The organism is Campylobacter concisus, from assembly GCF_902460665.1.
Lineage (GTDB): Bacteria > Campylobacterota > Campylobacteria > Campylobacterales > Campylobacteraceae > Campylobacter_A > Campylobacter_A concisus_AL.
Window position 1 is genome coordinate 39,743 of sequence record NZ_CABPUR010000003.1, and the last position, 26,841, is coordinate 66,583.

The 26,841-nt window shown below is 36.7% G+C and carries 29 protein-coding genes; 23 read left to right on the forward strand and 6 right to left on the reverse strand.

All coding sequences use genetic code 11. The features are described from left to right. Nucleotides 1–10 precede the first annotated feature (10 nt). Complete coding sequence (gene rho / locus F3G66_RS07080) at nucleotides 11–1,351, reverse strand: transcription termination factor Rho (RefSeq protein ID WP_107697776.1); 1,341 nt, start codon at nucleotides 1,349–1,351, stop codon at nucleotides 11–13. 300 nt (nucleotides 1,352–1,651) lie between these two features. Here rho and F3G66_RS07085 point away from each other — a divergent pair, with 300 nt between their 5' ends. Together F3G66_RS07085 and ccoS are read left to right on the forward strand one after the other, a co-directional pair. Beyond that, nucleotides 1,652–4,033: a heavy metal translocating P-type ATPase gene (locus F3G66_RS07085; protein WP_149707624.1), complete on the forward strand. Its 2,382-nt coding sequence runs from the start codon at nucleotides 1,652–1,654 to the stop codon at nucleotides 4,031–4,033. Continuing rightward, on the forward strand, nucleotides 4,033–4,263 hold the full coding sequence (gene ccoS / locus F3G66_RS07090; RefSeq protein WP_087578757.1) for a cbb3-type cytochrome oxidase assembly protein CcoS: 231 nt from the start codon (nucleotides 4,033–4,035) through the stop codon (nucleotides 4,261–4,263). Before F3G66_RS07085 ends, ccoS begins: the two co-directional genes overlap by 1 nt. Here ccoS and F3G66_RS07095 read toward each other — a convergent pair. The 3 genes from F3G66_RS07095 to F3G66_RS07105 form a co-directional block, all read right to left on the reverse strand. Beyond that, nucleotides 4,260–5,897: a DNA polymerase III subunit gamma/tau gene (locus F3G66_RS07095; protein ID WP_149707625.1), complete on the reverse strand. Its 1,638-nt coding sequence runs from the start codon at nucleotides 5,895–5,897 to the stop codon at nucleotides 4,260–4,262. The two genes, ccoS and F3G66_RS07095, sit on opposite strands and share 4 nt — an antisense overlap. A gap of 317 nt (nucleotides 5,898–6,214) precedes the next feature. After that, nucleotides 6,215–7,645 carry a type I glutamate--ammonia ligase gene (glnA, locus tag F3G66_RS07100; RefSeq protein WP_085657413.1) on the reverse strand — a complete coding sequence of 477 codons (1,431 nt, stop codon included), beginning with the start codon at nucleotides 7,643–7,645 and terminating at the stop codon, nucleotides 6,215–6,217. An 88-nt stretch (nucleotides 7,646–7,733) separates the two neighbouring features. Continuing rightward, complete coding sequence (locus tag F3G66_RS07105) at nucleotides 7,734–8,513, reverse strand: histidinol-phosphatase (RefSeq protein ID WP_149707626.1); 780 nt, start codon at nucleotides 8,511–8,513, stop codon at nucleotides 7,734–7,736. A gap of 135 nt (nucleotides 8,514–8,648) precedes the next feature. Between F3G66_RS07105 and F3G66_RS07110 the strand changes: the two genes are divergently transcribed. The 17 genes from F3G66_RS07110 to rplS all read left to right on the forward strand — a co-directional run bounded on the left by F3G66_RS07110 (nucleotide 8,649) and on the right by rplS (nucleotide 21,363). Further along, complete coding sequence (locus F3G66_RS07110; protein ID WP_149707627.1) at nucleotides 8,649–9,407, forward strand: chemotaxis protein; 759 nt, start codon at nucleotides 8,649–8,651, stop codon at nucleotides 9,405–9,407. Then, nucleotides 9,407–10,666: a peptidase U32 family protein gene (locus F3G66_RS07115; protein WP_149707628.1), complete on the forward strand. Its 1,260-nt coding sequence runs from the start codon at nucleotides 9,407–9,409 to the stop codon at nucleotides 10,664–10,666. Before F3G66_RS07110 ends, F3G66_RS07115 begins: the two co-directional genes overlap by 1 nt. Beyond that, nucleotides 10,663–11,157, forward strand: coding sequence for a 5-(carboxyamino)imidazole ribonucleotide mutase (purE, locus tag F3G66_RS07120; RefSeq protein ID WP_021084425.1), 495 nt, complete (start codon nucleotides 10,663–10,665; stop codon nucleotides 11,155–11,157). Before F3G66_RS07115 ends, purE begins: the two co-directional genes overlap by 4 nt. A 12-nt stretch (nucleotides 11,158–11,169) precedes the next feature. After that, a complete protein-coding gene (locus F3G66_RS07125; RefSeq protein WP_084108020.1) occupies nucleotides 11,170–11,643 on the forward strand; it encodes a DUF3972 domain-containing protein in 474 nt (157 codons plus the stop codon). 3 nt (nucleotides 11,644–11,646) lie between these two features. Beyond that, nucleotides 11,647–12,066, forward strand: coding sequence for a GyrI-like domain-containing protein (locus F3G66_RS07130; protein ID WP_149707629.1), 420 nt, complete (start codon nucleotides 11,647–11,649; stop codon nucleotides 12,064–12,066). A 4-nt stretch (nucleotides 12,067–12,070) separates the two neighbouring features. Continuing rightward, a complete protein-coding gene (locus tag F3G66_RS07135) occupies nucleotides 12,071–13,609 on the forward strand; it encodes an AbgT family transporter (protein ID WP_149707630.1) in 1,539 nt (512 codons plus the stop codon). A gap of 18 nt (nucleotides 13,610–13,627) precedes the next feature. Further along, on the forward strand, nucleotides 13,628–14,488 hold the full coding sequence (gene glyQ, locus F3G66_RS07140) for a glycine--tRNA ligase subunit alpha (RefSeq protein WP_149707631.1): 861 nt from the start codon (nucleotides 13,628–13,630) through the stop codon (nucleotides 14,486–14,488). A gap of 6 nt (nucleotides 14,489–14,494) precedes the next feature. Next, entirely contained in the window at nucleotides 14,495–15,217 is a 723-nt protein-coding gene (locus F3G66_RS07145) for a Nif3-like dinuclear metal center hexameric protein (RefSeq protein WP_149707632.1), read from the forward strand. Between the two features lie 17 nt (nucleotides 15,218–15,234). Next, on the forward strand, nucleotides 15,235–15,942 hold the full coding sequence (locus tag F3G66_RS07150) for a zinc ribbon domain-containing protein (protein WP_054196578.1): 708 nt from the start codon (nucleotides 15,235–15,237) through the stop codon (nucleotides 15,940–15,942). An 8-nt stretch (nucleotides 15,943–15,950) separates the two neighbouring features. Next, complete coding sequence (gene waaA, locus F3G66_RS07155) at nucleotides 15,951–17,087, forward strand: lipid IV(A) 3-deoxy-D-manno-octulosonic acid transferase (protein WP_149707633.1); 1,137 nt, start codon at nucleotides 15,951–15,953, stop codon at nucleotides 17,085–17,087. After that, on the forward strand, nucleotides 17,084–17,842 hold the full coding sequence (locus F3G66_RS07160; RefSeq protein WP_149707634.1) for an RluA family pseudouridine synthase: 759 nt from the start codon (nucleotides 17,084–17,086) through the stop codon (nucleotides 17,840–17,842). Before waaA ends, F3G66_RS07160 begins: the two co-directional genes overlap by 4 nt. A gap of 62 nt (nucleotides 17,843–17,904) precedes the next feature. Next, entirely contained in the window at nucleotides 17,905–19,245 is a 1,341-nt protein-coding gene (gene ffh, locus F3G66_RS07165; protein ID WP_149707635.1) for a signal recognition particle protein, read from the forward strand. Nucleotides 19,246–19,316: 71 nt separating this feature from the next. Continuing rightward, nucleotides 19,317–19,544, forward strand: a complete 228-nt coding sequence (rpsP, locus tag F3G66_RS07170; protein ID WP_009293992.1) for a 30S ribosomal protein S16 — start codon at nucleotides 19,317–19,319, stop codon at nucleotides 19,542–19,544. Beyond that, nucleotides 19,544–19,786 (forward strand): KH domain-containing protein, encoded by a 243-nt coding sequence (locus tag F3G66_RS07175; protein WP_072594183.1) that lies wholly within the window; start codon nucleotides 19,544–19,546, stop codon nucleotides 19,784–19,786. Before rpsP ends, F3G66_RS07175 begins: the two co-directional genes overlap by 1 nt. Next, nucleotides 19,779–20,309, forward strand: coding sequence for a ribosome maturation factor RimM (gene rimM / locus F3G66_RS07180; protein ID WP_149707636.1), 531 nt, complete (start codon nucleotides 19,779–19,781; stop codon nucleotides 20,307–20,309). Before F3G66_RS07175 ends, rimM begins: the two co-directional genes overlap by 8 nt. Continuing rightward, entirely contained in the window at nucleotides 20,306–20,998 is a 693-nt protein-coding gene (gene trmD / locus F3G66_RS07185) for a tRNA (guanosine(37)-N1)-methyltransferase TrmD (RefSeq protein WP_149707637.1), read from the forward strand. The genes rimM and trmD overlap by 4 nt, the downstream gene beginning before the upstream one ends. A gap of 8 nt (nucleotides 20,999–21,006) precedes the next feature. Next, on the forward strand, nucleotides 21,007–21,363 hold the full coding sequence (gene rplS, locus F3G66_RS07190; protein ID WP_021090978.1) for a 50S ribosomal protein L19: 357 nt from the start codon (nucleotides 21,007–21,009) through the stop codon (nucleotides 21,361–21,363). A gap of 173 nt (nucleotides 21,364–21,536) precedes the next feature. On the opposite strand, the gene F3G66_RS07195 is transcribed toward rplS, so the two are convergent. Both F3G66_RS07195 and tgt read right to left on the reverse strand, forming a co-directional pair. After that, complete coding sequence (locus F3G66_RS07195) at nucleotides 21,537–22,235, reverse strand: CorA family divalent cation transporter (protein WP_149707638.1); 699 nt, start codon at nucleotides 22,233–22,235, stop codon at nucleotides 21,537–21,539. Beyond that, on the reverse strand, nucleotides 22,225–23,355 hold the full coding sequence (gene tgt / locus F3G66_RS07200; RefSeq protein WP_149707639.1) for a tRNA guanosine(34) transglycosylase Tgt: 1,131 nt from the start codon (nucleotides 23,353–23,355) through the stop codon (nucleotides 22,225–22,227). The genes F3G66_RS07195 and tgt overlap by 11 nt, the downstream gene beginning before the upstream one ends. 79 nt (nucleotides 23,356–23,434) lie before the next feature. Here tgt and F3G66_RS07205 point away from each other — a divergent pair, with 79 nt between their 5' ends. Genes F3G66_RS07205 through F3G66_RS07220 form a run of 4 tightly spaced genes read left to right on the forward strand, consistent with a single transcriptional unit; the run spans nucleotide 23,435 to nucleotide 26,768 of the window. Beyond that, on the forward strand, nucleotides 23,435–24,541 hold the full coding sequence (locus tag F3G66_RS07205) for an MlaE family ABC transporter permease (protein WP_149707640.1): 1,107 nt from the start codon (nucleotides 23,435–23,437) through the stop codon (nucleotides 24,539–24,541). After that, nucleotides 24,538–25,278, forward strand: coding sequence for an ABC transporter ATP-binding protein (locus F3G66_RS07210; RefSeq protein WP_149707641.1), 741 nt, complete (start codon nucleotides 24,538–24,540; stop codon nucleotides 25,276–25,278). The genes F3G66_RS07205 and F3G66_RS07210 overlap by 4 nt, the downstream gene beginning before the upstream one ends. Further along, nucleotides 25,279–26,211 (forward strand): MlaD family protein, encoded by a 933-nt coding sequence (locus F3G66_RS07215; protein ID WP_021090581.1) that lies wholly within the window; start codon nucleotides 25,279–25,281, stop codon nucleotides 26,209–26,211. Next, nucleotides 26,208–26,768 (forward strand): ABC-type transport auxiliary lipoprotein family protein, encoded by a 561-nt coding sequence (locus F3G66_RS07220; RefSeq protein ID WP_021090524.1) that lies wholly within the window; start codon nucleotides 26,208–26,210, stop codon nucleotides 26,766–26,768. Before F3G66_RS07215 ends, F3G66_RS07220 begins: the two co-directional genes overlap by 4 nt. Nucleotides 26,769–26,841: the final 73 nt, after the last annotated feature.

Genomic DNA, 26,841 nt, shown 5'->3' on the forward strand with positions numbered 1-26,841 from the left:
TCAGTTAAATTTACTCGTTTAGGATAGATAGAAGCTCTTTGTTATCTTTTGTTTTTAGCATCTTTGCGTATAAGAATTTAAGCGCTTCGACATCGTCCATTGTAGCTATCGCAGAGCGAATAGCCCAAATTTTTTGAAGCTCGTCAGGTTTTTGAAGTAGCTCTTCTTTTCTGGTGCCTGATTTTAGCACGTTGATAGCTGGGTAAATTCTGCGGTCTGAGATGTTGCGGTCAAGCACGATCTCGCTGTTTCCAGTGCCTTTAAACTCTTCAAATATCACTTCGTCCATGCGTGAGCCAGTGTCGATAAGTGCTGTTGCGATGATGGTTAGAGAGCCGCCGTGCTCGATGTTTCTAGCTGCGCCAAAGAAGCGTTTTGGCTTGTGAAGTGCGTTTGCGTCCACGCCGCCTGTTAGCACCTTGCCACTTGGCGGGGTCACTGTGTTGTAAGCGCGTGCTAGACGGGTTATGCTATCAAGCAAGATGATGACATCTTTGCCCATCTCAACTAGACGTTTTGCCTTTTCGATGACGAGCTCTGCTACGCGGACGTGATTAAGCGCTGGTAGGTCAAATGTCGAGCTAAATACCTCGCCTTTTACGCAGCGCTGCATGTCGGTAACTTCTTCTGGTCTCTCATCGACTAGAAGCACCATAAGCTGGGCTTCTGGGTGGTTTTTAGCGATGCCGTGAGCTAGCTCTTTCATAAGCTCAGTTTTACCACTTCTTGGAGGTGCGACGATGAGGCCACGCTGACCCTTGCCAATAGGCGTGAAAAGGTCAAGCACACGGCCCGTTAGCTTCATCGGATCATACTCTAAATTTAGCTTTTCAGTTGGGAAAAGTGGTGTTAGGTTGTCAAAGAGTGGCCTCTCTTTTGCGTCTGCTAGAGGCATGTAATTTACCGCTTCGATCTTTAAAAGGGCGTAGTATTTTTCTTGATCTTTTGGCTCTCTTACTTGGCCGGTGATGATGTCGCCCACACGAAGTGCAAATTTGCGGATCTGAGAGTTTGAAACATAAGCGTCGTTTGAGCTGTCGCTTAAATTTGCATCAACAGCCCTTAAAAAGCCGTAGCCCTCGTTTGTGATCTCTAAAATTCCAGTAAATAGTATAAAGCCGCCTTGTTTTGTCTGGGTTTTTAGTATCTCAAATATCAAATCCTGCCTGCGAAATTCGCGTGGATTTTCGACGCCAACGCTATTTGCGATCTGTACTAGCTCATCTAGGCTAAGCGTTCTTAGCTCTTCGATCTTGTGTCCGTCTACTGGTATGTGTGTTCTTGATGCTTGATGTTTTTTTGTAGTTTTTGTGTTTTGAGCAACACTTTGCTCGGTTTGGTTATTTTCCATATTTCCTCTTTAAATGCGGGGATAATTTTGCAGAATTTCTAGGTTTCAAAAAGAAGTTTTTGAAAGTTTTGGCATTTTATAAAAATAAAACTTTGTTGTCAAGAAATGGCATAAAATAAAATTTTTGCTCAAAAATGGTTGATTTGCTATAATCTCGCCATTTTATAACGATAATAAAAGAAGAAATTTGTGCCTATTTTTGCAGTTTGTCTGCTTCAAATTTATGTATTTAAATTATGGTGCGTAATAGGCATGCGATGCAACAATATTGGTAAAAATTTTAGATAAAAGAAAGTAAAAATGCCACAAAGTAGATGTGCTCATTGTAGATTAAAATTTGATGAAAGCGTGATGATCTCAAATGAAAGCGGACTTAAATTTTGCTGTGTTGGTTGCAAAGGTGTTTATGAAATTTTAAATGAAAATGGGCTTAGTGAGTTTTATGAACGTCTTGGTAAAAATACACTTACACCGGCAAGCAACGGTGCAAATATCAAAAATTTAGCGGCAAATTTTAGTGAGCTTGTGACAAAAGAGGGCGACTTTAGTCAAATTTCATTTTTAATTGATGGCATCACTTGCTCAGCTTGCATCTGGCTACTTGAAAAGGCACTTTTTAGCTTACCGGGCGTCTTGGAGGTAAATATCAACTCGCTTAATCAAAAAGCGGTCATTATTTTTGATGAGCAGGAGCTTTTAGTAGAGCAGATAATTGAAAAAATTTATGCCGTTGGTTATGTCCCAAAGCCCTATGCTACGAGTCAAAAAGAGGACGAACTAGCCAAGAAAAGAAGAAATTTTTACACAAAAGCGCTAGTTGGTATCTTTGCTACGATGAACATTATGTGGCTGGCTATTGCTCAGTATAGTGGGTATTTTAGTGGCATAAGAGGCGACATAAAAGATATTTTAAGCTTTGCGCAGTTTGTATTAGCGACGCCTGTACTTTTTTATACTGGTAGCGAGTTTTTCAAAGGGGCAAAGATAGCCATAAAAAACGCTTCGCCAAATATGGATCTGCTTGTTATCACGGGAGCTAGCATTACTTATATTTATTCGATTTATGCGATGTTTACGAGAAGTGGCGAGAGCTATTTTGACTCGGTTGCGATGATCATTACCTTTGTTTTTATCGGTAAATTTTTAGAAATTTTGGGTAAGAAAAAGGCGCTTGAGACTTCAAATTTCTTAAATGATATGCTGCTTGCAAAGGTGTGTGTTTTAGAAGATGGTAAGGATATTTTAAAAGAACCAAGAGATGTAAATTTGGGCGAAAAGATCGTGCTAAGATCTGGCGATAGGGCGCTACTTGATGGAGTAGTGCTTAGCGGTGAGGCAAGCATGGATAGCTCAAGCCTAACGGGAGAGAGCCTGTCTGTGACCTTGGGAGTGGAACAAGAGGTAAAAAGTGGCGTCATTTGTCAAAATGGACAAATCATCTACGAAGCAAAGAAAATTTTTAAAAATTCTTATCTAAATCAGCTCATAAATTTGCTCCAAACTGCAGAGCTAAAAAAACCAAATATCGAGCTAGTGGTCAATAAAATCGCTTCTAAATTTTCTCTTAGCGTGCTAACTTTGGCATTTTTTACATTTTGGTTTTGGTACTTTAAATTTGGCTTTTCAGAAGCTATTGTCACGGCTGTTAGCGTCATCGTGATCGCTTGCCCTTGTGCGCTTGCGCTTGCCACGCCAGTTAGCAGCGTTTGCGCTCTTGGTGTGGCTTTTAAAAATAGAATTCTTTTTAAAGAGGCTAAATTTTTTGAAAGCCTTGCAAAGTGCGATGTAGCAGTATTTGACAAGACTGGCACGCTCACAAAGGCAGAATTTGAAGTTAGTGATTTTTTTATAAAAGAGAGCATAAGCTTAGATGAAATTTATTCGCTAGCTCTTATATCAAATCATCAAATAAGCGTGGCAGTGGCTAAATTTCTAAAGCAAAAAGGCGCAAGAAAAATAGAGCTTAAAAATACAAATTTAAGCGTGGCTAAGGGTGTTGAGGCTGAAATTTCAGGTAAAAAATTTTATGCAGGAAGCAAACGATTTTTAGTTGAAAATGGTATTAGCTTTGATGAAGCTGAAGAAAATGTGAGCTTTTTTGTGGGGCTTAATGGTGAGCTAGTGGCGAAATTTTACCTAAAAGATAGCATAAAACCTGAAGCAAAGGCCTTGATAGACGAGCTAAAGAATGCTGGCATGAAAGTGTGTATCTTAAGTGGCGACGTGCAAAAAGTGGTAAAAAACGTGGTAGATGAGCTTGGCGTGAGTGAGTTTAGAGCAGAGATGTTGCCTGAAACGAAAGCTAAATTTATAAGCGAACTAAAAGAGCAGGACAAAAAGGTGCTAATGGTAGGGGACGGCATAAACGACGCAGCAGCACTTAGCCTTGCTCATGTTGCCATTTGTATGGGAAGTGGGGCGGCGATAAGCTTAGAAAGAAGCGATGTAGTGCTACTTGATGATAGTTTAAAAAGTCTAGCAAAGGCCATAAAAATCTCAAAATTTACTTACAAAACGATAAAGCAAAATTTGCTCTTTTGCCTTCTTTATAATGCTCTTGCTCTGCCATTTGCTGTGTGTGGCTATGTCATTCCGCTATTTGCTGCACTTTTTATGTCGCTTAGCTCACTAAGTGTTATATTAAACTCGCTTTATATTGCTAGAAAATTTAAGGAAAAATAATGGATAGCGCGACACTTGCGATGCTAGTTTTTATCTCGGTTTTGATGGGAGCATTTTTGCTTTTTGGCGTGCTTTGGGGGATAAAAAATAAGCAGTTTGAGGACTACCGAAAATTTTTGGACGGAGCAAATTTAGACGATGAAGATGCGCTAAATGAAGCTTATGAGCTAGAGCTTCGCAAAAAAGAAGCTCTCAAAAAAAGAGCAAAATCTAATAAAGATAAAATTTAGCTCTCAATCGTTGGTTCGCCAAAAAGTCTATTAGCCTCTTTTAGCACACCTTGTTCTCTTTGCCTTTGAAGCTCTTCTGGCGTTTTTGGCTCTTTATTTAGCATCAAAGAAAAGTTATTTTTCTCGTTTTGCAGCTCGCTTTTTATCTCGATTTTTGACTCATTTTTAGTTTCAATGTTATTTGCATTTAGTCTTGAAATTTCCTCATCAAGCTCGTCTAGTTCGCTTTTTTCATTATTTTCTAAAGAGGCTTTAGGCGTCTTAGTTTGTACTTTTTGCTCATCACTCTTTGCATTTACTATCTTCGCATTTTGTCCAAAAAGCGTACGCAATATCTCATTTAAAATTCTCCAATTTTTCTTAAAATATTCAAGATTTTCATCTTTTGCATTTACTATCAGTCCAAGCTCATTGTTATTAAAGAAGCTAAATTCTACAAATTCTTTAAAAAACTCGCCAAGATCGTAATTTCTATCATAAATTTTTGTTAAAAAGAGTTCATATGGACCTTGCATTTTAGCAGGAGCTACTTGGCTTTTTTGAGTGATGACTTCTGTGATTTGAGTGGAATTTTCACTATTTTTTGAGATCACTTCATTTATAGCGTCATCGATATCTTGTAAATTTAGCGCTTCTATCATCATAAAAAGCATTAGCATTAGTACAAAGCCATTATCGCTACTTACGTTTAACATACCTTTAGCTTGTGCCAAAATCCTAAAAAATCTCTCATAAACAAGTAGTGAAATTTTTGAGTCGTTTTCTATAAATTTTTGCTTTAAATTTGCCAAAATTTCATCTATTATCATCTCAGGATCATAGCTTTCAAGCTCGCTTACAAGCACTCTAATGGCATTCTTATCGTGATTTAAAACATGAGTTATTATCTCTTCGATCTTTTCTGGGTCAAGAAGCCCTAGCATCGATGCTACGCCATTTGCCGTTACATTATTTGCACCGTAAATGATAGCTTGATCAAGAAGCGTCAAAGTATCTCTTAGTGATCCTCCGCCACTTCTTGCTAAAATTTCAAGTGCCTCTTTTTCATAGCTAATGCCTTCTTTGCTCAAAATAAACTCAAGATGTTTAATGATGCTGTATCTGCTTATTTGCTTAAACCTAAAATGCTGCGTTCTTGAAAGTACCGTTGTTGGGAGTTTTAATGGATCAGTCGTCGCAAGGATAAATTTTACATAGCTTGGCGGCTCTTCAAGCGTTTTTAAAAGGGCATTAAATGCCTCTTTGGTTAGCATGTGTACTTCATCGATTATAAAAATTTTATATCTTGCCATTGCTGGAGCATATTTTGTTTGTTCTATTAGCTCTCTTATGTCATCTATCTTTCTGTGGCTAGCTGCGTCCATTTCGATGATGTCCATATGTCTTGACTCATTTGCCATTATGCATTGTGGGCATACTTCACATGGTTTTGAAGTAGGTCCTTTTTCGCACACTAAAGCTTTTGAAAATATCCTAGCACTTGAAGTTTTACCACTGCCTCTAAGTCCTGAAAATAGATATGCGTGGCTTATACGACCCTCGTCAAGTGCGTGTATAAGACTTTTACTAACTGCTTCTTGACCGATAAGTTCATCAAAATTTTTAGGGCGATATTTTAAAGCTAGTGCTTGCAATGCGGTATCCTTTTTATAAAGTTCAAGGATTTTATAAAAAAAGGCATAAATTTATGATTATTTATATATTTAATTGGCTTTAAAATTTTTATTTTAGTTTAATGAGGGCGGATAAATTTTTTATAGATTTGCATAAAATTTCTAGTACATTTGCAAAAAATATAAAAAATTATCCCTTTTTATAATGATCCATAGCCGATTAGATTTAAAATTTATAATAAAAATACATAAAATTTTATGTTAAATATTTTGTATTTTTGTATGAATTGTGTTTGGTATAAAAAGCCTTGGCGTGTGTGCCAAGGCAAAATTTTAGATTAGCAAGAAAAGCAGGTTTTAAACTCATAAGCTGTTGGGCGCGCTTCGTAAGGCCAAACTTGAGTTTCAAATTTGAAGTGCTGATAGGTGTCTATGAAAAGATCGGTCATTATTGGTTTTAAGTATTCATTATCTCGAATTAGCGCTTCAAGGCTACCACGAAGTGTGTGTGGAAGCTGTTCTATGCCACGCTCTCTAATCTCATCAAGATGAAGTTTAAATAAATTTTCATCCATCGGACCAACTGGCTCATATTTGTGCTTAACGCCGTCAAGTCCTGCCATTAGCATCGCTGAAAAGGCTAGATAAGGGTTTGCTGTGCTATCTGGAAATCTCATCTCAGCCCTAACTGACTTCTCGCCAGCGCCGTAAGGTATGCGGATGCTCGCTGAGCGGTTTTGGCTAGAGTATGTTAGGATAGATGGTGCTTCAAAGCCAGGGATTAGGCGTTTGTAGCTATTTGTACTTGGGTTAGTAAAGGCTGCAACGCTTCTTGCGTGTTTTAAAACGCCACCGATGTAGTATCTTGCAAAATCACTTAAATTTGCGTAGTTGCCCTCTTTATAGAATAAATTTTTACCATCTTTCCAGACTGATTGATGCACGTGCATGCCGCTTCCGTTGTCGCCGTAGAGTGGTTTTGGCATGAATGTAACTGTTTTGCCGTTTAGGTGAGCGACCATGCGAACGACGTATTTGTAGATTTGAACATTATCGGCGGCTTCTACTAAGTTACCAAATTTTACGCCGATCTCACCTTGTCCTTGAGCGACTTCGTGATGACCCAAAAAGACTTCAAGGCCAACTTGCTCTAAAACTTGCATCATCTCGGCTCTTAGATCTACCATGCTGTCGATTGGCTGAGTCATCAAGTAGCCGCCTTTTCTGCGTGGGCGATGACCTGTGTTGTAGCTATCTTTGAAGTCAGTAGCATCGTTCCACTCGCCTTCTTCGCTATCTACTTGATACATCGCGCAGTTTGGGCTATCGATGATTTTGACGTTATCAAAGACAAAAAATTCATTCTCAGGGCCAAAATACGCCTCGTCACCAAGACCGCTATCTTTTACGTACTGCATTGCTCTTTTAGCTATTGAGCGAGGGCATTTTTCATAAATTTGACCTTTGTAAATGTCGTAAATATCGCAAAAAACAACAACTGTAATATCGGAAGTAAATGGATCTAAAAATGCAGTTGTAGCTTCTGGCTTCATTATCATATCGCTCTTATCGATTGGTTGCCAGCCATGCATAGAGCTAGCGTCCATTGGGATGCCATTTGTGAAATTTTCTTTTGTAACAGCTTTTATGTTGTAGCTAATGCTATGCCAAGCACCACCTAAATCAGTAAATCTAAAATCTACAAATTTGACTTCATTTTCTTTGCAAAAATCAAAAAAATGATCTATATTTTGGACGAATTTTCCCACTTTTTTCTCCTTCTAATTTTTAAATTTTTCGTATTCTATCATAAAACCTAATATTTAAGATTAAATTTATATTTTATTTGAACCCAATCTAAAATTTTACTAATTCTCTATCTCTGTTTTTAAAAATAGCACATTTTGAATAACCTAAATCTCTAGCTATTTGTTCGCAAATTTCACCATTTTTACCGATATCTTCTTTTGCGTGAGCGTCTGAGCCAAAGGTGATGGTTATATCTTTTTCGGCTATTAGTTCAAGTAAATTTACGCTTGGATATTGCTCGCCGATAGGCTTTCTAAAGCCAGCAGCATTTATCTCAATAACTAAATCCGCTTCTTTTATCGCATTTACTGCATTTTTAGCCAAAATTCTAACATCCTTTTTTGGTAAAAATTTAAAAAGCTTTAAAAGATCGATATGCCCCATAATGTCAAATTTGCCAAGCTTGGCTGATCTTTCTACATGATCAAAATACTCTTGCCAAATTTGATCCAAGTCTTTGCCCTCGTAGCCACCGATAAATTCTAGATTGTCAAATGCCCAGCCATTAAAAAAATGCACAGAGCCTATTAGATAATCAACTTTTCTAGCAAAAACTCGCTCATCCATAAATCCATCTAAAAAATCCATCTCATAGCCAAGTAAAATTTCTATCTCACTGCTAAATTCATCTCTTAAACGTAAAATTTCATCTTCATATCCTTGCATTTCATCAAAGCTCATTCTGTAAGCTTCATCGTAGTTCATCGGCGCGTGATCGCTAAAGCCAAAGTATTTTGTGCCAGCTTTTATTGCGTTTTGTACATACTCTCTTGGCTCGCCAACTGCGTGTTTGCAAAGTGGCGTGTGGTTGTGAAGATCGACGGTCATTTTTAGCCTTTTAAGGTCGTTTATTTTTAAAAATGCTATCTAAAAATTTATAAATTTAAAGATAAAAGCATTGCCTTTAAACTTACTTTTTATTTAAATCCTATATAATCAAGCCAAATTTTATTAGGAGCTTTTATGACCCAAGAGGAACTTGACGCACTTATGGCAGGTGGGCTAGATGATGAGTTAGATAATGCTAAAGAAGATGCTGGCCAAGAGGTTGCGGACGTCAAAGAGGATACGGACGAGGTAACAGAAGTTGCAGAAGCAATCGATACTAAAGATGAATCACAGTCAAAATCAGAAAGTAATTCAAAGAATGCAGAAAACTACAGAGTAAGTGCAGATGGCGTTTGGCCACCACCACCACCAACGGAAGACCACAAAATGGTTCATCAACTTGATGACGTAACAAGAGATAGCGAAGAAAAAGCTACTCAGATGTTTGACAAGCTCGAGACGATAAATAACTTTTTTATGGACGCTGAGAGTGACTCAAATAGCCTAAAAGACACAATAAACTCAAATATTGAGCTATTTACGACGCTAAGTGAGAAATTTCCAAATATTGCTGCTTTTAGTGAAGCTTTAGAGAAAAACAACTCACTTCTTGGTACGATCGATAATATCATCGGAAATTTACAAATGGGACAAGATGAGATCATGATGGCTATGGATATGATGCAGTATCAAGACATTCATAGACAAAAGATCGAGCGTGTTATCAACGTTATGAGAGCGCTAAGTAAATATATGAATACCTTATTTGAAGGTAAAATCGACGATGATAAGCGTGTTAGCTCTGCTGTTCACATCGCTGGTGATACAACGACTGAAAATCTTGTCAGCAACGACGATATCGAAGCCTTGATAGAAAGTTTAGGTAAAAAATAGTGCTAAAAAGGCCTGAGCTTTTATCTCCAGCTGGAAATTTAACAAAACTTAAAATCGCCCTTGAGTATGGAGCTGATGCTGTTTATGGCTCAGTGGCGAGCTTTTCGCTTCGCACTCGTTCGGCGCGCGAATTTAACCTTGAAACATTCAAAGAGGCGATAGACTACACACATGCAAAAGGAAAGAAATTTTATGCGACCATAAATGCCTTTCCTTTTAACTCTCAGATCGAGCCATTAAAAAGGCACTTGCAGACTATCTCAGCGATGAAGCCAGATGCCTTTATCATCGCAACTCCAGGCGTTATGAGTTTAGCAAAAGCCATTGCTCCTGATATCGAGATACATCTCTCAACTCAGGCAAACGTTATGAATGTGCTTGATGCAAAAATTTATCACGATATGGGCGCAAAACGTATCGTCGTAGCACGCGAGATGAACTTGAAAGATGTTATAAAGATAAAAGAAGAAATTCCAACTCTTGATATTGAAATTTTTGTACATGGCTCGATGTGCTTTGCTTATTCTGGTAGGTGCTTAGTAAGCTCAGTGCAAAGCGGACGTATGTCAAACCGCGGCAGTTGTGCCAACGACTGCAGATTTAAGTATGAACTTTACGCTAAAAACGAAGAGAGTGGCGTGCTTTTCCGCTTAGAAGAGGATGAAAATGGCACTCATATTATGAACTCAAAAGATCTTTGCCTCATCTCTCACATTAAAGAGATCGTTGATAGCGGCGTAATAGATAGCCTAAAAATAGAAGGTCGCACAAAAAGCGAATACTACGCAGCTTGCACGGCTAGAGCCTATAAAATGGCGATAGATGATGCGTTAAACGATAAATTTAACGCACAAATTTATGAAAATGAGATAAATACGCTGAAAAATCGCGGCTTTACGGATGGATATTTGGTGCATAGGCCTTATGAGAGAATAGATACACAAAATCACGTTAGTAGCCTAGAAGAGGGCACGCATCAGGTAAATGCAATAAGTGAAGATGGCGAGTTTTTTAAGTGTAAATATAAAATTTTTCCAGATAAGGGCTACGAGATCGTGGCTCCTACTGGATCTGTTATAGAAGATAGTGAAAATGAAATCTCAAAGGTTTATTCACAAGAGGGCAAGAAATTTATCAAATTTAAGCAGCTCATCACCAAAAAAGGCAAGATTATGAGTGAAATTCATAGCGGCAATGAAAATGAGATAAGTCTTGGTGTCAAGCTACCAAAATTTAGTTTTTTAAGGGAGAAGATATGAAATTTGTTTCTATTATAATGGGAAGTAAGAGCGACTATGAGATAGTTAGTGAGGCGGCAAAAACTCTTGAAAAATTTGGCGTAAAATATGAACTAATAATCAGCTCAGCTCACAGAAGTCCAAAAAGAACTAGCGAGTACGTCGCAAATGCAGAAAAAAAAGGCGCAAAAGTCTTCATTGCAGCTGCTGGTATGGCGGCTCACCTAGCTGGAGCGATCGCTGCGAATACTACAAAACCAGTGATCGGCATACCAATGGCAGGCTCGGCCCTAAGCGGCGTTGACGCACTTTACTCAACAGTGCAAATGCCAAGTGGCATGCCAGTGGCTACCTTGGCCATCGGCAAGGCCGGTGCCATAAATGCGGCCTATTTGGCAGTGCAAATTTTAGCACTTGAAGATGAGGGGTTAGCAAGTGCTCTAAAAGCTGACAGAGAGGCGAAGATAAAGGCTTTAGAGGAAGACTCTTCAAAGGTTGAAGTGATACTGTAAAAAGGAGAAGCGGTGCAGACCTATCTTGGTGTTGATGAATTTTGCAAACTTGTGCATTTGGAGCGTGAAGTTATCGAAGATATGATAAATCGTGGCGTTTTGAAAACCAAAGAGGAAAATGGAGAAATTTTGATAGAAGCGAGCGAGGGAACGATGAGCGTGGTGCCTAGTGTTTCGCAAAATTTATCCTTGCAGCCGCAAAGCCAAGATGGTATCAGCTTTGTTGAAAAGACGATTGGAACGATATTAAATTTACACGAAAAGGTACTTGACGCAAAGGATGAGACGCTTGAAACCCTAAGAAATGAGAATAAATTTTTAAAAGAGGCGCTTATTTCGATGCAAGAGCTCTATGATGAGGATAGAAAAACGGTCGAGACGCTTACAAAACAGCTTAAAATTTCACAAGATGAAGTTGAATTTCTAAAACGAAAATACAAACTCATGTGGAACCAAGCGGTTGAAAATTTTAACGGACAAAAGTAGTTTATGAAGATTATAAATTTAGATGATAGCTTTGAAATTTACGGAGTAAAAACTCGCACTAAAAATGAAGATGAGATAGGCGGCAAGAGTAAAATTCCAGCTTTATGGTCTAAATTTATGAATGAGTACTATGATGGCAAAAGTGAAATTTATAGCGTTTACTGCAACTATGAAAGCGATCTTAACGGACATTACGATAACTTCATCGGCACAAGATTAAGCCACAAAAGTGATGAAATTCTAGAGATAAAAAGTGGCAAATATGCCGTTTTTAGTTTTGCAAGAGAGCCGCAAAACGTAGCAAAATTTTGGGGTAAAATTTGGAAATATTTTGAAAGTAGTGAGCTAAAAAGAGCCTACGAAACGGATTTTGAGTTTTACGGCAGCGATGAGATAAAAATTTTTATATCCATTTTAGGTTAGAAAAATGAATAAAAAAAATAATAGTTCAATCTTAAGTTTTATCGAAAATTTTGGTAACAAATTGCCAAATCCAACTATGCTTTTTATATATCTTTCGATTATTACGATAATAATATCGTTTGTATTAGAAAAGATGGGCGTTGGCGTAAGCTATCAGGCTATCAAAGATGGACAAATATCACAGCTTAATGCAAATGTTATAAATTTGCTTTCTGCTGATAGCCTTAGATCTTTTGTTTCATCTGTACTTAAAAATTTTACTAATTTTTATCCTTTGGGAGTAGTCTTTGCGATTATTCTAGGTATTGGTATCGCAGACAAGTCTGGACTTTTGTCAGCACTTATGACAAAGATTGCCTTAAAATCTTCCAAAATATGGGTAACTCCAATCGTTATTTTCCTTGGTGTAATGTCAAATGTTGCTTCCTCGGTTGGCTATGTTGTACTAATCCCGCTCGGAGCTATTTTATTTGCTGGATTTGGTCGTCATCCAATTGCTGGATTAGCTGCTGCTTTTGCTGGTGTTAGCGGTGGCTGGTCGGCAAATTTATTAATCGGTACAAATGACCCTATGTTTGCAGCATTTTCTATGCAAGCAGCTAGCGTGTTAAATCCAGATTATGTAGTGTTAGCAACTGCAAATTGGTACTTTATGATCGCTTCGACATTTTTGATCGTATTTGTTGGCTGGTTTGTAACGGATAAAATCGTAGAGCCTAGGCTTGGCAAATTTGATTTTTTAGGTGATTTTAGCCTAAAAGAGCATAGCGAGATAAGTGCAGAGCAAAAACGTGGCTTAAAATTTTCACTAATAGCGTTGATCGTTTTTGTGATTTTACTGCTTGTGGCTATTTTGCCTTCTGGTTCTTTATTTGGAGCAAAAGGCAATGAAAGCTTTATGAAATCTACTTTTATGCATTCTATTGTTGTTTTTATGATGTTACTTTTTATAGTGGTAGGTGTCGCTTACGGCGTAGGTGCTAGGAGTATAAAAAGTAGTAATGACGCCATAAAATTTATGGAACAATCTATTTCTGAGCTATCAGGATTTTTGGTTTTGATATTTTTTGCAGCCCAGTTTACATATCTTTTTAATACCTCAAATATTGGGCTAGTGCTTTCTATAAAAGGTTCTATTTTTCTAAAAGAGGTCGGATTGACTGGACTTAGTCTTATTATAGTTTTTATTTTCTTGATCGCTTTTATAAATTTATTTATAGCTGTTGATTCTGCAAAGTGGGCTATGATGGCTCCAATTTTTGTACCAATGTTTATGAATCTTGGACTCTCACCAGAGCTTACACAGGCTGCTTTTAGAATAGGCGACTCTACTACAAATATCATAACGCCTTTGATGCCATTTTTTGTTTTGATAGTAGCTTTTATGCAAAAATACAATAAAGAGTTAAAAATCGGATCAGTAGTTTCTATTATGCTTCCTTATACGGTTGCATTTTTAATTTCTTGGACAGCGCTAATGTCGTTTTGGTACATTTTTGATCTACCGCTAGGACCTGGTGCAGTTATACACTATGTAAAGTAAAATTTTAAAAGGAAAGCAATGACATTTTCACAAATAATATTAACCCTTCAAAACTATTGGCAAGAGCAAGGTTGCGTTATACTTCAGCCATACGACATGCCTGCTGGTGCTGGTACTTATCATCAAGCGACTTTTTTAAGGAGCCTCGGGCCAAAGCCATGGGCTACTGCATACGTAGCTCCAAGCCGCCGTCCGACTGATGGCAGATACGGCGAAAATCCAAACCGCCTAGGCGCTTATTATCAGTTTCAAGTACTCATAAAACCAAGTCCAGAAAATATTCAAGAGCTTTATCTAAAAAGTCTTGAAAAGCTTGGGTTAAATTTGAAAAATCACGACATCCGCTTTGTCGAGGATAACTGGGAGAGCCCGACGCTAGGTGCTTGGGGACTAGGCTGGGAGGTCTGGCTAGATGGCATGGAAGTGACGCAGTTTACGTATTTTCAACAAGTGGGCGGCATCGCATGCGAGCTGATCTCTGGTGAGATAACATACGGACTTGAGCGTTTGGCCATGTATCTCCAAGATGTAAATAGCGTCTATGACATCGTTTGGGACGACTCTAATGGCAACATCGTAACCTACGCCGACGTGCATAAACAAGGCGAGTATGAGTGGAGCAAATACAACTTCGAAGTAGCAAATGTTGATATGCTTTTTAACCAGTTTGAAAACGCATTTAACGAGTGCAAACGCTGCTTAGAGGCTAAAATTTCACTGCCAGCTTACGACTACTGCATGCTTGCGGCTCACACATTTAACGTCCTTGACGCGCGCGGAGCGATTAGTGTAACGCAAAGGCAAGACTACATCCTAAAAATTCGAGAGCTTGCAAAAGAGTGTGCGCTAACTTATAAAGAGAGCCTAGAGCAAAAGTAAAATTTTATGAAAATAGCTGAAATTTATAAAATTCTAGATGAAATTTACCCGTTTGCGAGCCAAGAGTCTTGGGATAATAGTGGCCTTCAAGTTGGCTCATTTGATAGCGAATTTGAGCGAATTTATCTAAGTCTTGATTTGGATAGCGAACTTTTGCAAAATGTCTTGCCAAATTCGCTCATCATCACTCACCATCCGCTCATTTTTAAGGGGCTAAAAAGCCTAGACTACAGCCTTTATCCAAGCTCACTCATAAGGGAGATGATGATAAAAAATATCTCGCTCATCTCGCTTCACACAAATGCTGACCTTGCATTTTTAAATGAAAAATTTGTGATGCAGGTTTTGGGGCTTGAAATTTCAAACAAAGAGGGCTTTTTGATCTATGCTGATGTGAAGATGAAATTTAGCGAGCTTTGTGAATTTGTAAAAGAAAAACTTGGGCTAGAAAATTTAAGAGTAGTTCATGCAAAAGATGAAATTTTTAAAATTTGTATCTGCACTGGAAGTGGCGGAGATCTCATACAAGAAGTCAAAGCAGATACCTTTTTGACAGGCGATCTAAAGTATCACCAAGCTCTTTATGCAAAGGAAAACGGGCTAAATTTAATCGATATAAATCACTATGAAAGTGAACGTTATTTTGGTGATTTTTTAGCAAAATATTTGCAAAATCTGAAAATTGAAGTTATAATACGCAATTCTAAAAATCCATTTACATATTGCTAACAAAAAAAGGAAACATTATGAATAAATACTTACAACAATTAGTTGAATTATCTGATCTTGATAAACAAATAGATGGCTTTATACCACGCATTCAAGACATAGAAAAGGCTTATAAAAATATAGAAGAAGAGTGCGAAACCATAACGGTTAATATAGAAAGACTAGATGAAGAGGTAAATGACCTAAAATCTCAAAAATCAGGCACAAATGCTCATATTGCCGAGTTTAGTGCAAAGATAAAAGATGTAGCCAAAAAAAGCTCAAGTGCAAAAAGTGAAAAGGAGATAAAAGCTCTAAGTCTTGAAGAAGATATTGCAAAAGAGCAACTTGAGGCTGCAAATGAAGAGATTGCTAGACTTGAGAAGCTAATAGATAGTAAAAATAGTCAAAAAGATGAGCTTGGTGCAAAAAAAGCTGAACTTGAAGAGAATTTAAAAAATATAAAAAGCAAAACTTCATCTGAACTTGAAAATATCGGGAAAGAACGTGAAGAAGTTTATGCTAAAAAAGACAAGCTTATCGCCACTATGAATCAAAAAATTCTCGCATTTTATGAAAAAATTAGAAAATGGGCTCATAACACAGCCGTTGTTCCTGTAAAAAAACAAGCTTGTTATGGTTGTTTTATGCAGATAAACGACAAAACTTTCTCTGCTGTTATCAAGGGCGAAGATATCGTTACATGTCCGCATTGTGGCAGAATTTTATATAAACAAGAGCAATAACACATTTCGTGATAATAATATATTATTTTCTGGCCTCAATACTCTATCTCTTTGGGGCTATCTTTTTATTTTTTTTAAGTTTTAAAAAAAAGTATCATAGATCAATTCCAGCACGTTTTTTCCTCTTTAATAATCCTAAATTTCAAGATGCAGATGTGCATTTTCACGCTTGCTCATTTGGCGAAGTGCAAGCGCTTAAGCCTTTGATGCAAAAATTTGATAGCAAAGCTATAAGTGTGGTGACAAATACAGGCTTTGAAGCAGCAAGCAAAATTTGCTCTAACACGAGATTTTTGCCATTTGAAATTTTCTTACCATTTTGGCTAAAAAAGAGCAAAATTTTAGTCATTTTTGAGGCTGAGCTTTGGCTTATGCTGGTTTTCATGGCGAAGCTAAAAGGTAGTCGCGTGATCCTTGTAAACGCTAGAATTTCAGATAGAAGCTACAAAAGCTACTTAAAATTTAGTTTTTTTTATAGATATCTTTTTAAATTTATAGATAAGATTTACACCCAAAGTGAGCTTGATAAAGAGCGGTTAAAGTCGCTTGGAGAAGGCGAAATAGAGGTCGTTGGCAACATAAAAGCTGCGTTTTTACCAAGTGTGAATAAAATTTATGAAAAGCCAAAAGCTAGAGTGATCGTGCTGGCAAGTACTCACGCTGGCGAAGAAGAGATGATTTTGCAAAATTTAAATTTAAAGGAAAATGATTTTTTAATCATCGCACCACGCCATCCTGAGAGGTTCGCAGAGGTTGAGAAGATAGCAGGCGACTACGCTAAAAAGCATGACTTTAGCTTTGCGAAATTTAGTCAAACGTATAAATTTGAAGCTAAAGTAAATTTGCTTGACACTTTAGGTGAGCTTGTAAATGTCTATGCTATTAGCGATGTAGTCGTGCTTGGCGGCAGTTTTGTGCCAAATATCGGCGGGCACAATCCAATCGAGTGCGCACAATTTAACCCAGTGATAATAAGTGGCGAGTTTATATTTAACCAAAAGGCGTTATTTAGCCTAGTTGAAAACATCTATATCGCAAAAGCAAGCGAGATCAGTGGCATAATAGATAGTGATGCTAAAAAGAGCAAGATCGCCGTGCAAGCAAGTGCTGATGCGATCATAGAAGATATAAGGAGCACTTTATGAGCGAAGAAAAAGCGTATAAAATTTTAGCCAAACAAAAAAATATCTCAAACAACGAGGCAAAGGAGCTAATAGATAGCGGTCTAGTCTATGCTAAAGGCCAAAAAGTGATGATAGCTCGAGCACTAATGAGTGAAAATACCAAATTTAGCGTCGAAGAGATACCAAAGCCAAGCATTATTTTTGAAGATGAAAATTTAATAGCAATCAGTAAGCCAGCTGCCATAACTAGTGAAAAAATTAGTCAAATTTATAAATTTCCACTCCTTCATAGACTCGATAAAGACACGAGTGGCGTACTGCTTCTTGTAAAAAATGATGAATTCGCAACGCTTGCGATAAGTGAGTTTAAAAAGATGAAGGTTGAGAAAATTTACGTGGCTGCAGTTAGGGGCATCATGAGCGAGGAAGTGGTCGTAAATGAGCCGATCTTAACTATAAAAAATAAAAATAGCGCCTTTTCAAAGATATTAAAAGATGGCAAAGAGGCGATCAGCGAAATTTCACCACTCATGGTTGTGGGCAAAAAAACGCTTGTAAAAGTTGCCATAAAAACAGGCAGAACACACCAGATAAGAGTGCATTTGGCTAGCTTAAATTTACCTATCGTTGGCGATGAGAAATACGGCAAAAATAGGGCAAATAGAATGTTTTTGCATGCCTATTCTATTGCTCTTTTAAACTATAAATTTAAAGCGCCGATCCCAAGAGAATTTAACTCTCTTGGATTTGAGCTATCTAATAAATTTGAAATTTAAAGAGCAATAAAGAAATTATTTAGTAATATACGCCCTTTAATAACAACTTAGAAAGGTGATTAGTGTTCGAACAAATTAGCGAGTCTTTTAGATTAGCCGTTAGCAAGATACGTTTTATAGATGATGAAAAAGCTCTAAAAAACGCACTTGATGTGCTCAAAAAAGCTCTTTTAAAAGCTGATGTTCACCACAAAGTCACTAAAGATCTACTCACGTCTATCGAAAGCGAACTAAAGCAAACTGGCGTTGGTCAAAAGAATTTCTTAGATGCGATCAAGTCAAATTTAACGACTATTTTAACAGCTCCTGGCAATCAAGGCTTTGTCTATGCACCAGTTGCGCCGACCATTGTTTTGATGGCTGGTTTGCAAGGTAGTGGTAAAACAACAACAACTATCAAGCTTGCAAACTATCTAAAACTAAGAAAGAAAAAAGTTTTAGTTGCTGCTTGTGATTTGCAAAGATTAGCAGCGGTTGAGCAGCTAAGACAGCTCTGCATTGCAAACGAGATCGATCTTTTTTATATAGAAAATGAAAATAACCCTATAAAAGTAGCAAAAGAAGCGCTAGAAAAAGCAAAAAGCGGCCTTTATGATGTGCTTTTAGTGGATACCGCTGGTCGTCTTGCAATTGATGAGAAGTTGATGCAAGAGATAAAAGATGTAAAAAATGCGATAAATCCACATGAAATTTTCTACGTAGCTGACGTCATGAGTGGTCAAGACGCCGTAAAGACAGCTACAAGTTTTAATGAAATTTTAGGAATTTCTGGAGTTATCCTTTCTAAATTTGACTCTGACTCAAAGGGTGGCGTAGCTATTAGTATCGCAAAACAGCTAAATATCCCACTTAGATTTGTTGGTACTGGCGAGAAAGTAGCTGATATCGAGAGCTTTATACCAGATCGTATCGTAAGCCGCATAATGGGCGAGGGCGACTTGGCTACTTTGGTTGAGAAAACATCGACTATTATAGATGAAAAAGAGGCAAAACGCCTAAATCAAAAGATAAAAAAAGGCCAGTTTAATTTTAATGACTTTTTAGATCAAATGGAAAGCGTTAAAAAGCTTGGTAGCATGAAGTCTTTAATGGGAATGATACCTGGACTTTCAAATATTGCAAATCAAATAAAAGATATAGATCTTGACAATTCAAAAGAAATTTTGCATATTAAGGCTATGATAAACTCGATGACGCAAAAAGAGCGTGAAAATCCTGAACTTTTAAACAATAGTAGAAAAAGACGTTTAGCGGCTGGTTCTGGACTTTCTCAGATAGAGGTAAATCGATTTTTAAAGCAGTTTGAAAATGCCTCAAAACTTGCTAAGAAATTTTCAGGAAAAGGTGGAGCAAAAGGACTTGCAAATATGCTTTCTCAAGCAAATTTAAAAAGACCTGTTTGATAAAAGGGTTTAAATTTGGATATTTGTTATCTAAATTTAAGCTTTATTTAAAACAAGAGGAGAAATATAATATGGCAACAGTAGTAAGACTAACAAGAATGGGACGTAAGAAAAGACCTTTTTATCGTATAGTTGTTACAGATAGTAGAAAAAGACGTGATAGTGGCTGGATAGAAAGTATTGGCTATTACAACCCTATGGTTGAACCAAATGTTATAAATTTTAATAAAGAGAGATTAGATTACTGGAAAAGCGTTGGTGCTAAACTTAGCGATAGAGTTGCACAAATTACAAAATAATGGTTAAAAATTTTTTATACGAATACGCCAAGTTGATTGCTGATTTTCCTGATAAAGTAAGTGTTGATCGTCAGGAACTTGGTGAAAATTTTGCTGAGATAATTATAAGTGCTGATAAGGTTGATACGGGAAAACTTATCGGCAAAGATGGCAAAATGATAAACGCTATAAAGACCGTTATTATTGGTTGTAAAGCCAAAGACAATACAAGCTATAGAGTAACGGTAAAAGCTATTGAATAGTGATATTGTTGAAGTCGCTACCATCGGAAGATGTGTTGGTTTAAAGGGCTACTTGAAGCTTCACAATAAGAGCGACTTCCCAGAACAGTTTAAAAAAGGTGCAATCTTTTTTGACAAAAACAATGATCAGCTGACCATAAAAGACTACAATAGACAAAAAGATCTGGTTTTGTTTGAAAATTTTGATGACTTAGATCTTGCTAAAACACTTGTAAATAGAACTATATATACCACAAAAGAGCTCACTAGAAAAAACTGCAAATTAAAAAAAAATGAATTTTTTCAGTTTGATATTATTGGCTTAAAAGTTATAGAAGATGGTGAAATTTTGGGTATTGTAGAAGATATCCAAGATAATTTTGCAAATTCACTTTTATACATAAAAACAGACGAAGAGCTTACCTTGGGTGGTGAACCAAAGAATTTTTACATTCCATACTTAGAGTATTTTATTATAAGTGTAAATTTAGACAATGAAGAGATTTTGGTAAAAGGTGCTAGAGCTATTTTAGAAAATTCATGAAATTTACGTTTATTACACTTTTTGAAAATTTAGTTAAACCTTATTTTTGTGATTCTATTTTAAAACGTGCAATTGGTAATAAATTTATTGAAATTGATTTTATAAATCCAAGAAATTTTACTAAAGATAAGCATAATAAAGTTGATGATTATATGATTGGAGGTGGAGCAGGGCTTTTGATGTTTCCGCAGCCTTTGGATGAGTCGATCAAATTTCTAAAAGCAAAAGATAAAAATACTCACGTAATATTTTTGACACCAGCTGGTAAAAAATTTAATCAAAATGATGCAAAGAGGCTTTCTAAAAAAGATCACATTTGTTTTGTTTGCAGTAGATATGAAGGTCTTGATGAACGAGTTGTTGAGCTTTGGGCGGACGAAGTTTTTTGCATAGGCGATTTTGTTTTAACTGGCGGAGAGCTTCCTGCGCTTTGTATGAGTGATGCAATATCAAGAAATATACCTGGAATTTTAGGAAACGATATGAGCCTTAAAGTGGAGAGTTTTGAGGATAATTTACTTGAAGCCCCATCTTTTACAAAGCCTGATAATTTTAGATCAATCTTTGTGGTTTCAGAGTTTTTAAAGGGTAACCATGCTAAAATCCACACTTTAAAAAATAAGATGGCTCACTGCAAAACAAGGTTCTTTCGCCCTGATTTATATCAAAAGCTTAAGCCACATAAATAAGGAAAAACATGAGAAATAAATACATTGAAGCATTTGAAAATGCTCAAATTGCTAGTAAAAATATTCCTGACTTTCGTGCAGGAGACACATTGCGTGTTGCTACTCGTATTCACGAAGGCGATAAAACTAGAATTCAAAATTTTGAAGGTATTTGTATAGCTAGACGTGGTAGTGGCACAGGCGAAACATTTATCATTAGAAAAATTGGCGCTAATAGTGTTGGCGTTGAGAGAATTTTTCCAATTTTTAGTGATTCTATCGAAGAGATAAAAGTTCTTAGAAAAGGTCGTGTTAGAAGAGCTAAATTATTCTATCTACGTGATCTTCGTGGTAAAGCTGCTAAGATCCGCGAACTTAGAAAATAACCCTGCCATCTGTCCTGAAGCCTATTCAGGACTTTTCAACTTTTCTTTAAATCTAATTTCTATTTTCTATTAAATATTTTTATCGTTTTAATATTAATAAAAATCTATTTATTTTTATTGTTTTTACCACTAGGCTATAAAAATTTAAAATATATACTAAATTTATTTATTTTCTACTTCTTCTTATTTGTATACCAAAATAAAAAAATAACACAACAAAGAATTACTCCAAGCATTATTGATACAACTATTATGGTAGCATTTTTAGTTTCATTAAATGGTAAGCCTTGTGTATTCATACCAAAAAAGCCAGTTATCAGATTTAGTGGCAGCATTACAGCTGATATCATTGTCAAAATGTAAATGTTTTGATTGATTTTGTCGTTTTTTATACTTTGTATAAATGTATAAATATCATCGATTCTGCAGGCATATTCATTGGCCATTGTTCTAAAAACATTTGCCTCATGAGTACTATTTTTAAGCTCTTTTTTTAAATTTTGTTGCTCACTTTGGCAAATCGAAAGTGTCTCATAAAAGTGAGATATCTTGTTTTGAAATTTTCTAATCTCATATTTTAAAAAGTGATGTCTTTTGATAAATTGATTAAAGTTTTTTCGACTAGCATAAATTTTTTCATACTCGTTTAGCTCATCTTGATGTTCTAAAATTTTGTTTGCATATTCATTACATAGTTTTTTAAGAGCCGCTTCAAACTCGTTTTTATCGCATTCGTGATCAAAATCTTCTTTGTAAATTTTGCCATTTTTAAATAAAAATTTATAGCTTTGCTTTTGCGTAAAAGAAACAAGTAAAATATAGTCGTATTCATCGCCATAAAAATATCCACAAACTGAACTTTTATAGCTCATTTTTTACCCTTTTAGCATAAAAATTTTTCTTAAATTTGGCAAATTCGCCTCTTTCTATCGCCTCTCTCATCTCTTTCATCAAATTTAGATAGTGGTGCAGGTTGTGAAGACTTGCTAGTCTAAAAAATGTGAGCTCCCTCGCCTTGAAAAGGTGATTTAGATAGCCTCTTGAGTAGCGTTTGCAGGTATAGCACTGACACTGCGGGTCGATTGGCGCGTGGTCGTTTATAAATTTCGCTGATTTTATATTTATCTTGCCAAAGCTAGTAAAGAGTGTGCCGTTTCTTGCATTTCTCGTTGGCATGACGCAGTCAAACATATCAACGCCTCGCTCTACGTTTTCCACGAGATCTTCAGGTGTGCCAACGCCCATTAGATAACGCGGTCTTAGCTCATCCATAAATGGCATAACCGCCTCAACAGTGTCATACATCGCCTCATTACTCTCGCCAACGCTAAGACCTCCTATCGCAAGGCCATCAAATGGCAACTCATTTAAAGCTTCGGCGCAAAATTTACGCGCATCATAATCAGTACCTCCTTGAACGATGCCAAAGATATTTTGCTCTAAGCCAATACCCTTGCTTTGCATAAATTTATGGTAATCAATCGCCTCTTTTGCCCATTTTATCGTTCGTTTTATGCTTAGATCGATCCTCTTTGGCTCAGCAGGTAAGGCGACTAGATCATCAAGTATCATCATGATGTCGCTACCTAGATCGTACTGCGTATCAAGGACGGATCTTGGCGTAAAATAGTGCGTGCTACCGTCGATATGGCTTTTAAATTTTATCCCTCCATCGTCGTTTTTGGTATTTGATCTAAGTGAAAACGCCTGAAATCCACCGCTATCAGTTAAAAACGAGCGCTCAAATTTAGAAAATCCATGAAGTCCGCCAAACTCGCGCACGACCTTGCTACCAGGGCGTAGATACATGTGGTAGGTGTTTGCTAAGATTATCTTTGCGTCTAAAATTTCACTCATATCAAAGGCATCTAGGCTTTTAACTGCACCAACCGTGCCAACTGGCATAAAAACTGGTGTTTGTATCACGCTGTGGGAAGTTGTTAGGATACCACGTCTTGCATTTCCATCTTTTTTTATAACTTCAAATTTCATCTAAATCCTTAAAATTTTTGATTTTTTATTTTAACAAAATTTATAATATAATCCAGAAATTTTAAGGCAAAGGAACTTTTTGCAAAAGAAAAATGATGTCATTTTTATAGTGACAAATGGCACTCAGACTATAAAATTTATAGGTGAGTTTAGCTACAAAGACGCAAAAAATTTACAAAGCATTTTTAAAAAAATCCAAAAGCTTAATGGCAATGTTAAATTTGATTTTAGTGAGCTAAAAATCATTGATTACGCTGTTTTGATACTTTTAAGAAATGCGCTAAATGGTAAGAAATTTGAGATTATTACAAATGATGAGAAGATAAAGGCAATGGGCGATCTTTTAAATGATGAAAAGATCGATTTTAACTACATGCCGCCGCACAATAGTCTAAATTTCTTCTCACGACTCGGTGAAAAAATCTGTGAAGGTTTTGTGAATTTAGCTGAGTTTGGCACGTTCTTGGGCGAATTTTTAATAAAAAGCGTAAAAATTTTATTTAATCCAGCCAGTCTTAGATTTAGAGAATTTAGTAACTATATAAAAGATGGTGGCGTAAATGCCGTTTTTATCGTTTCACTCACCGCTTTTTTGATAGGTGTCGTGCTTGCATATCTTGGCAGTGCGATGCTTGCAAGCTTTGGAGCAAGTATATTTATAGTAGAGATCATGGGTATGCTAACGCTTAGAGAGGTGGCCCCACTCATCGCTGCTATCGTTATCGCAGGTAGGTCAGCTTCTAGTTTTACTGCTCAAATTGGCGCTATGAAGCTAACTGAGGAAATAGATGCGATGAAGACGATGGGTTTTGAGCCATTTAACTTCTTGGTGCTGCCGCGCATCATCGCAATGGTGCTTTGTGTACCTGTCATTATCTTTATAGCTGACGCTATAAGTATCTTAGGGCAGATGATTATTTGCCAAACGATACTTGATATCAGCTTTAGCGACTATCTAAATAGATTTCGCGAGATGGTCGAGCTTAGACACTTTGCTGTTGGTATGATAAAGGCTCCATTTTTTGGCGCAGTAATTGCGATCATTGGCTGCATGAGAGGATTTGGCGTGAGTCAAAATGCTCAAAGTCTTGGAGTAATGACAACAGTTAGCGTTGTAAATGCGATATTTTGGGTCATTGCGCTTGATGCATTTTTCGCGATAATTTTTATGTGGCTAAAGATATGAACGAGATAATAGTTGGAAAAAACATAACAACAAGTTATGGCGATAAGATAATGCACGATAATGTAAGCTGGAGCATTAAAGAGGCTGAAATTTACGGCTTTTTAGGCGGCAGTGGTGCTGGTAAAACGACGCTTATGAAGACGATGATATATCTAAAAAAGCCAAGCGAGGGCGATATATTTTTTGATGGCGTCAATATGTGGAAAAGTAGTCAAGAGGAGCAGCAAGAGATAAAGCTAAAAAGTGGAACGATGTTTCAATTTGGCGCACTCTATAGCTCGATGACGATCCTTGATAATGTGGGCGTTTTGCTTCATGAGTACTCTAAATTTAACAAACGTCAGATTGATGAGATAGCGATGTTTTGGATACAAAAAGTTGGACTTAAAAAAGAGGTCTCGATGCTTTATCCAAGTGAGCTAAGTGGCGGTATGAAAAAGCGTGCTGCGCTAGCAAGAGCCTTAGTACTAAGCCCAAGGGTGCTATTTTTAGATGAGCCAAATAGTGGCCTTGATCCTGTTAGCTCACGCCAGATGGACGCGCTCATAAAAGAGCTTCGTGATAGCATCGGCGTAACTGTCGTCATGGTGACGCATGATGCGGATAGTATTTTTGATATTTTGGATAGATTTTTGATAATAGATAACAAAAAAATAGCCTTTGAGGGAAATATAAAAGAACTTGAATATCTTAAAAACAACCCACTTGAAGAGCTATTTAAAATGAGGAAAAAATAGATGGAAAATAGAAATTCTTATACCATTGTTGGCATGTTTTTTATGGCTTGCCTTACAGCGTTTGCGATATTTATCTGGTGGATGACTAGTAAAAATAATACAAAGGTTGATTTTAAAGAGTACTACATTCACACAACCGAGCTGCCAAGCGGTCTAAAGGTTGATTCTACGGTTAAATTTATCGGTGTACCAGCAGGAAGCGTTAGTGATATAAATTTTGTTGATGACAAAAATGCTCTCATAAACATCACGATGAAGATAAGAGAAGATCTGCCGATAAAGGCTGATAGCGTGGCAAGTATAGAAGTTCAGGCTATTAGCGGCGTAGCTAGTATAAATATAAGCCGTGGTACAAAAGACTTTGCATCAGGTCAAAAGCCTATCTTGCAGCTTGAAGAGAGCCTCTTTTCAAAGCTTGGAAACAACGCTGAAAATATCACCTTAAAGATAAATCAAACACTTGATAAAGTCGATAACTTTTTTTCACCTGAAAATATCGCTCACGTAGAGTCAGTCCTTAAAAATATTGATAAATTTACACAAGTTTTAACAGACGAAGAGGGGCTAAGTGAGGTTGATAGTATCGTTAAAAATGTGAAAAATTTTACAGATACTTTAAACAAAACTGATACAAAAGAATTGGTTAAAAATTTAAACAGACTAATTTCAAATGCAAACCAAGTTTTTGTGTCGGCAAATTCGGCTATCACCGGATATAATTCTCTGCAAGAGCTCATCACTAAAAAGGCTAAAGATGGCGAATACGACCTTAGAAATACGGTTGGGCCGTTATTAAGAGAAGCGAGTGATTTTTTAAATGGATTTGACAAGACGCTTCGCGAATTTAGAGGCGCACTTCAAAGGCTTGAAGATAATCCTTACGAGTTTTTCTTCACAAATCCAGTGCCAAATGACAAAGGAGATAAAAAATGAGAAATTTAATCTTTTTAACGGCTACGCTTTTATTTCTTGGCTGCTCGCTAAAGACAGATGTGCCAGTTGCAACGATGTATGAAATTCACTATTCAAATAAGGCTTGCTCAGCTGAAAATAAACAAAAAGAGCTAAAGAATGTCTTCATCGAAAATGTAAGCGCTCTTGATATGGTCGATACTAGAAAAATTTTGATCGTAGCTGAAAATAATAAAATCAGATACCTAAGCGACGCTAAATTTGTATCTGAGCCAAGCGAAATGGTCTATAAATCGCTTGTAAAAGGGCTTTATTCAAACTGTGCTGCAAAGCCGATATTTTCGCCAAATGCAAAGGATCTTAGGCTAAAAGTTAGCATCATCTCTCTTCAAATAAGAGGCGACAAGGCCGAAGTTTCACTAGCTTATGAGCTGTTTAATGCAAACACTTCGCTAAAATCAGGCATGATTACAAAAGAAATTTTCTGTCCAGATCCAAGCTCAAGTACTATTTTTGATACGATAAATAAGGCTACAAATTTAGCAATCGATACGCTAATCTCTGAAATAATCTCTTAAATTTTCTTGGCTGTAAATTTTAAATTTATAGCCAAAATAGCTTATTTTAAAGACCTTTTGTTATAATGTGAGC

Bases quoted from the DNA above. Each gene is read 5' to 3' on its own strand.
- rho (WP_107697776.1), bottom strand. From the start codon at position 1,351: ATGGAAAATAACCAAACCGAGCAAAGTGTTGCTCAAAACACAAAAACT.
- F3G66_RS07085 (WP_149707624.1), top strand. From the start codon at position 1,652: ATGCCACAAAGTAGATGTGCTCATTGTAGATTAAAATTTGATGAAAGC.
- ccoS (WP_087578757.1), top strand. From the start codon at position 4,033: ATGGATAGCGCGACACTTGCGATGCTAGTTTTTATCTCGGTTTTGATG.
- F3G66_RS07105 (WP_149707626.1), bottom strand. From the start codon at position 8,513: ATGACCGTCGATCTTCACAACCACACGCCACTTTGCAAACACGCAGTT.
- F3G66_RS07110 (WP_149707627.1), top strand. From the start codon at position 8,649: ATGACCCAAGAGGAACTTGACGCACTTATGGCAGGTGGGCTAGATGAT.
- purE (WP_021084425.1), top strand. From the start codon at position 10,663: ATGAAATTTGTTTCTATTATAATGGGAAGTAAGAGCGACTATGAGATA.
- F3G66_RS07130 (WP_149707629.1), top strand. From the start codon at position 11,647: ATGAAGATTATAAATTTAGATGATAGCTTTGAAATTTACGGAGTAAAA.
- F3G66_RS07135 (WP_149707630.1), top strand. From the start codon at position 12,071: ATGAATAAAAAAAATAATAGTTCAATCTTAAGTTTTATCGAAAATTTT.
- glyQ (WP_149707631.1), top strand. From the start codon at position 13,628: ATGACATTTTCACAAATAATATTAACCCTTCAAAACTATTGGCAAGAG.
- F3G66_RS07145 (WP_149707632.1), top strand. From the start codon at position 14,495: ATGAAAATAGCTGAAATTTATAAAATTCTAGATGAAATTTACCCGTTT.
- F3G66_RS07150 (WP_054196578.1), top strand. From the start codon at position 15,235: ATGAATAAATACTTACAACAATTAGTTGAATTATCTGATCTTGATAAA.
- F3G66_RS07160 (WP_149707634.1), top strand. From the start codon at position 17,084: ATGAGCGAAGAAAAAGCGTATAAAATTTTAGCCAAACAAAAAAATATC.
- rpsP (WP_009293992.1), top strand. From the start codon at position 19,317: ATGGCAACAGTAGTAAGACTAACAAGAATGGGACGTAAGAAAAGACCT.
- F3G66_RS07175 (WP_072594183.1), top strand. From the start codon at position 19,544: ATGGTTAAAAATTTTTTATACGAATACGCCAAGTTGATTGCTGATTTT.
- trmD (WP_149707637.1), top strand. From the start codon at position 20,306: ATGAAATTTACGTTTATTACACTTTTTGAAAATTTAGTTAAACCTTAT.
- rplS (WP_021090978.1), top strand. From the start codon at position 21,007: ATGAGAAATAAATACATTGAAGCATTTGAAAATGCTCAAATTGCTAGT.
- F3G66_RS07195 (WP_149707638.1), bottom strand. From the start codon at position 22,235: ATGAGCTATAAAAGTTCAGTTTGTGGATATTTTTATGGCGATGAATAC.
- tgt (WP_149707639.1), bottom strand. From the start codon at position 23,355: ATGAAATTTGAAGTTATAAAAAAAGATGGAAATGCAAGACGTGGTATC.
- F3G66_RS07210 (WP_149707641.1), top strand. From the start codon at position 24,538: ATGAACGAGATAATAGTTGGAAAAAACATAACAACAAGTTATGGCGAT.
- F3G66_RS07215 (WP_021090581.1), top strand. From the start codon at position 25,279: ATGGAAAATAGAAATTCTTATACCATTGTTGGCATGTTTTTTATGGCT.
- F3G66_RS07220 (WP_021090524.1), top strand. From the start codon at position 26,208: ATGAGAAATTTAATCTTTTTAACGGCTACGCTTTTATTTCTTGGCTGC.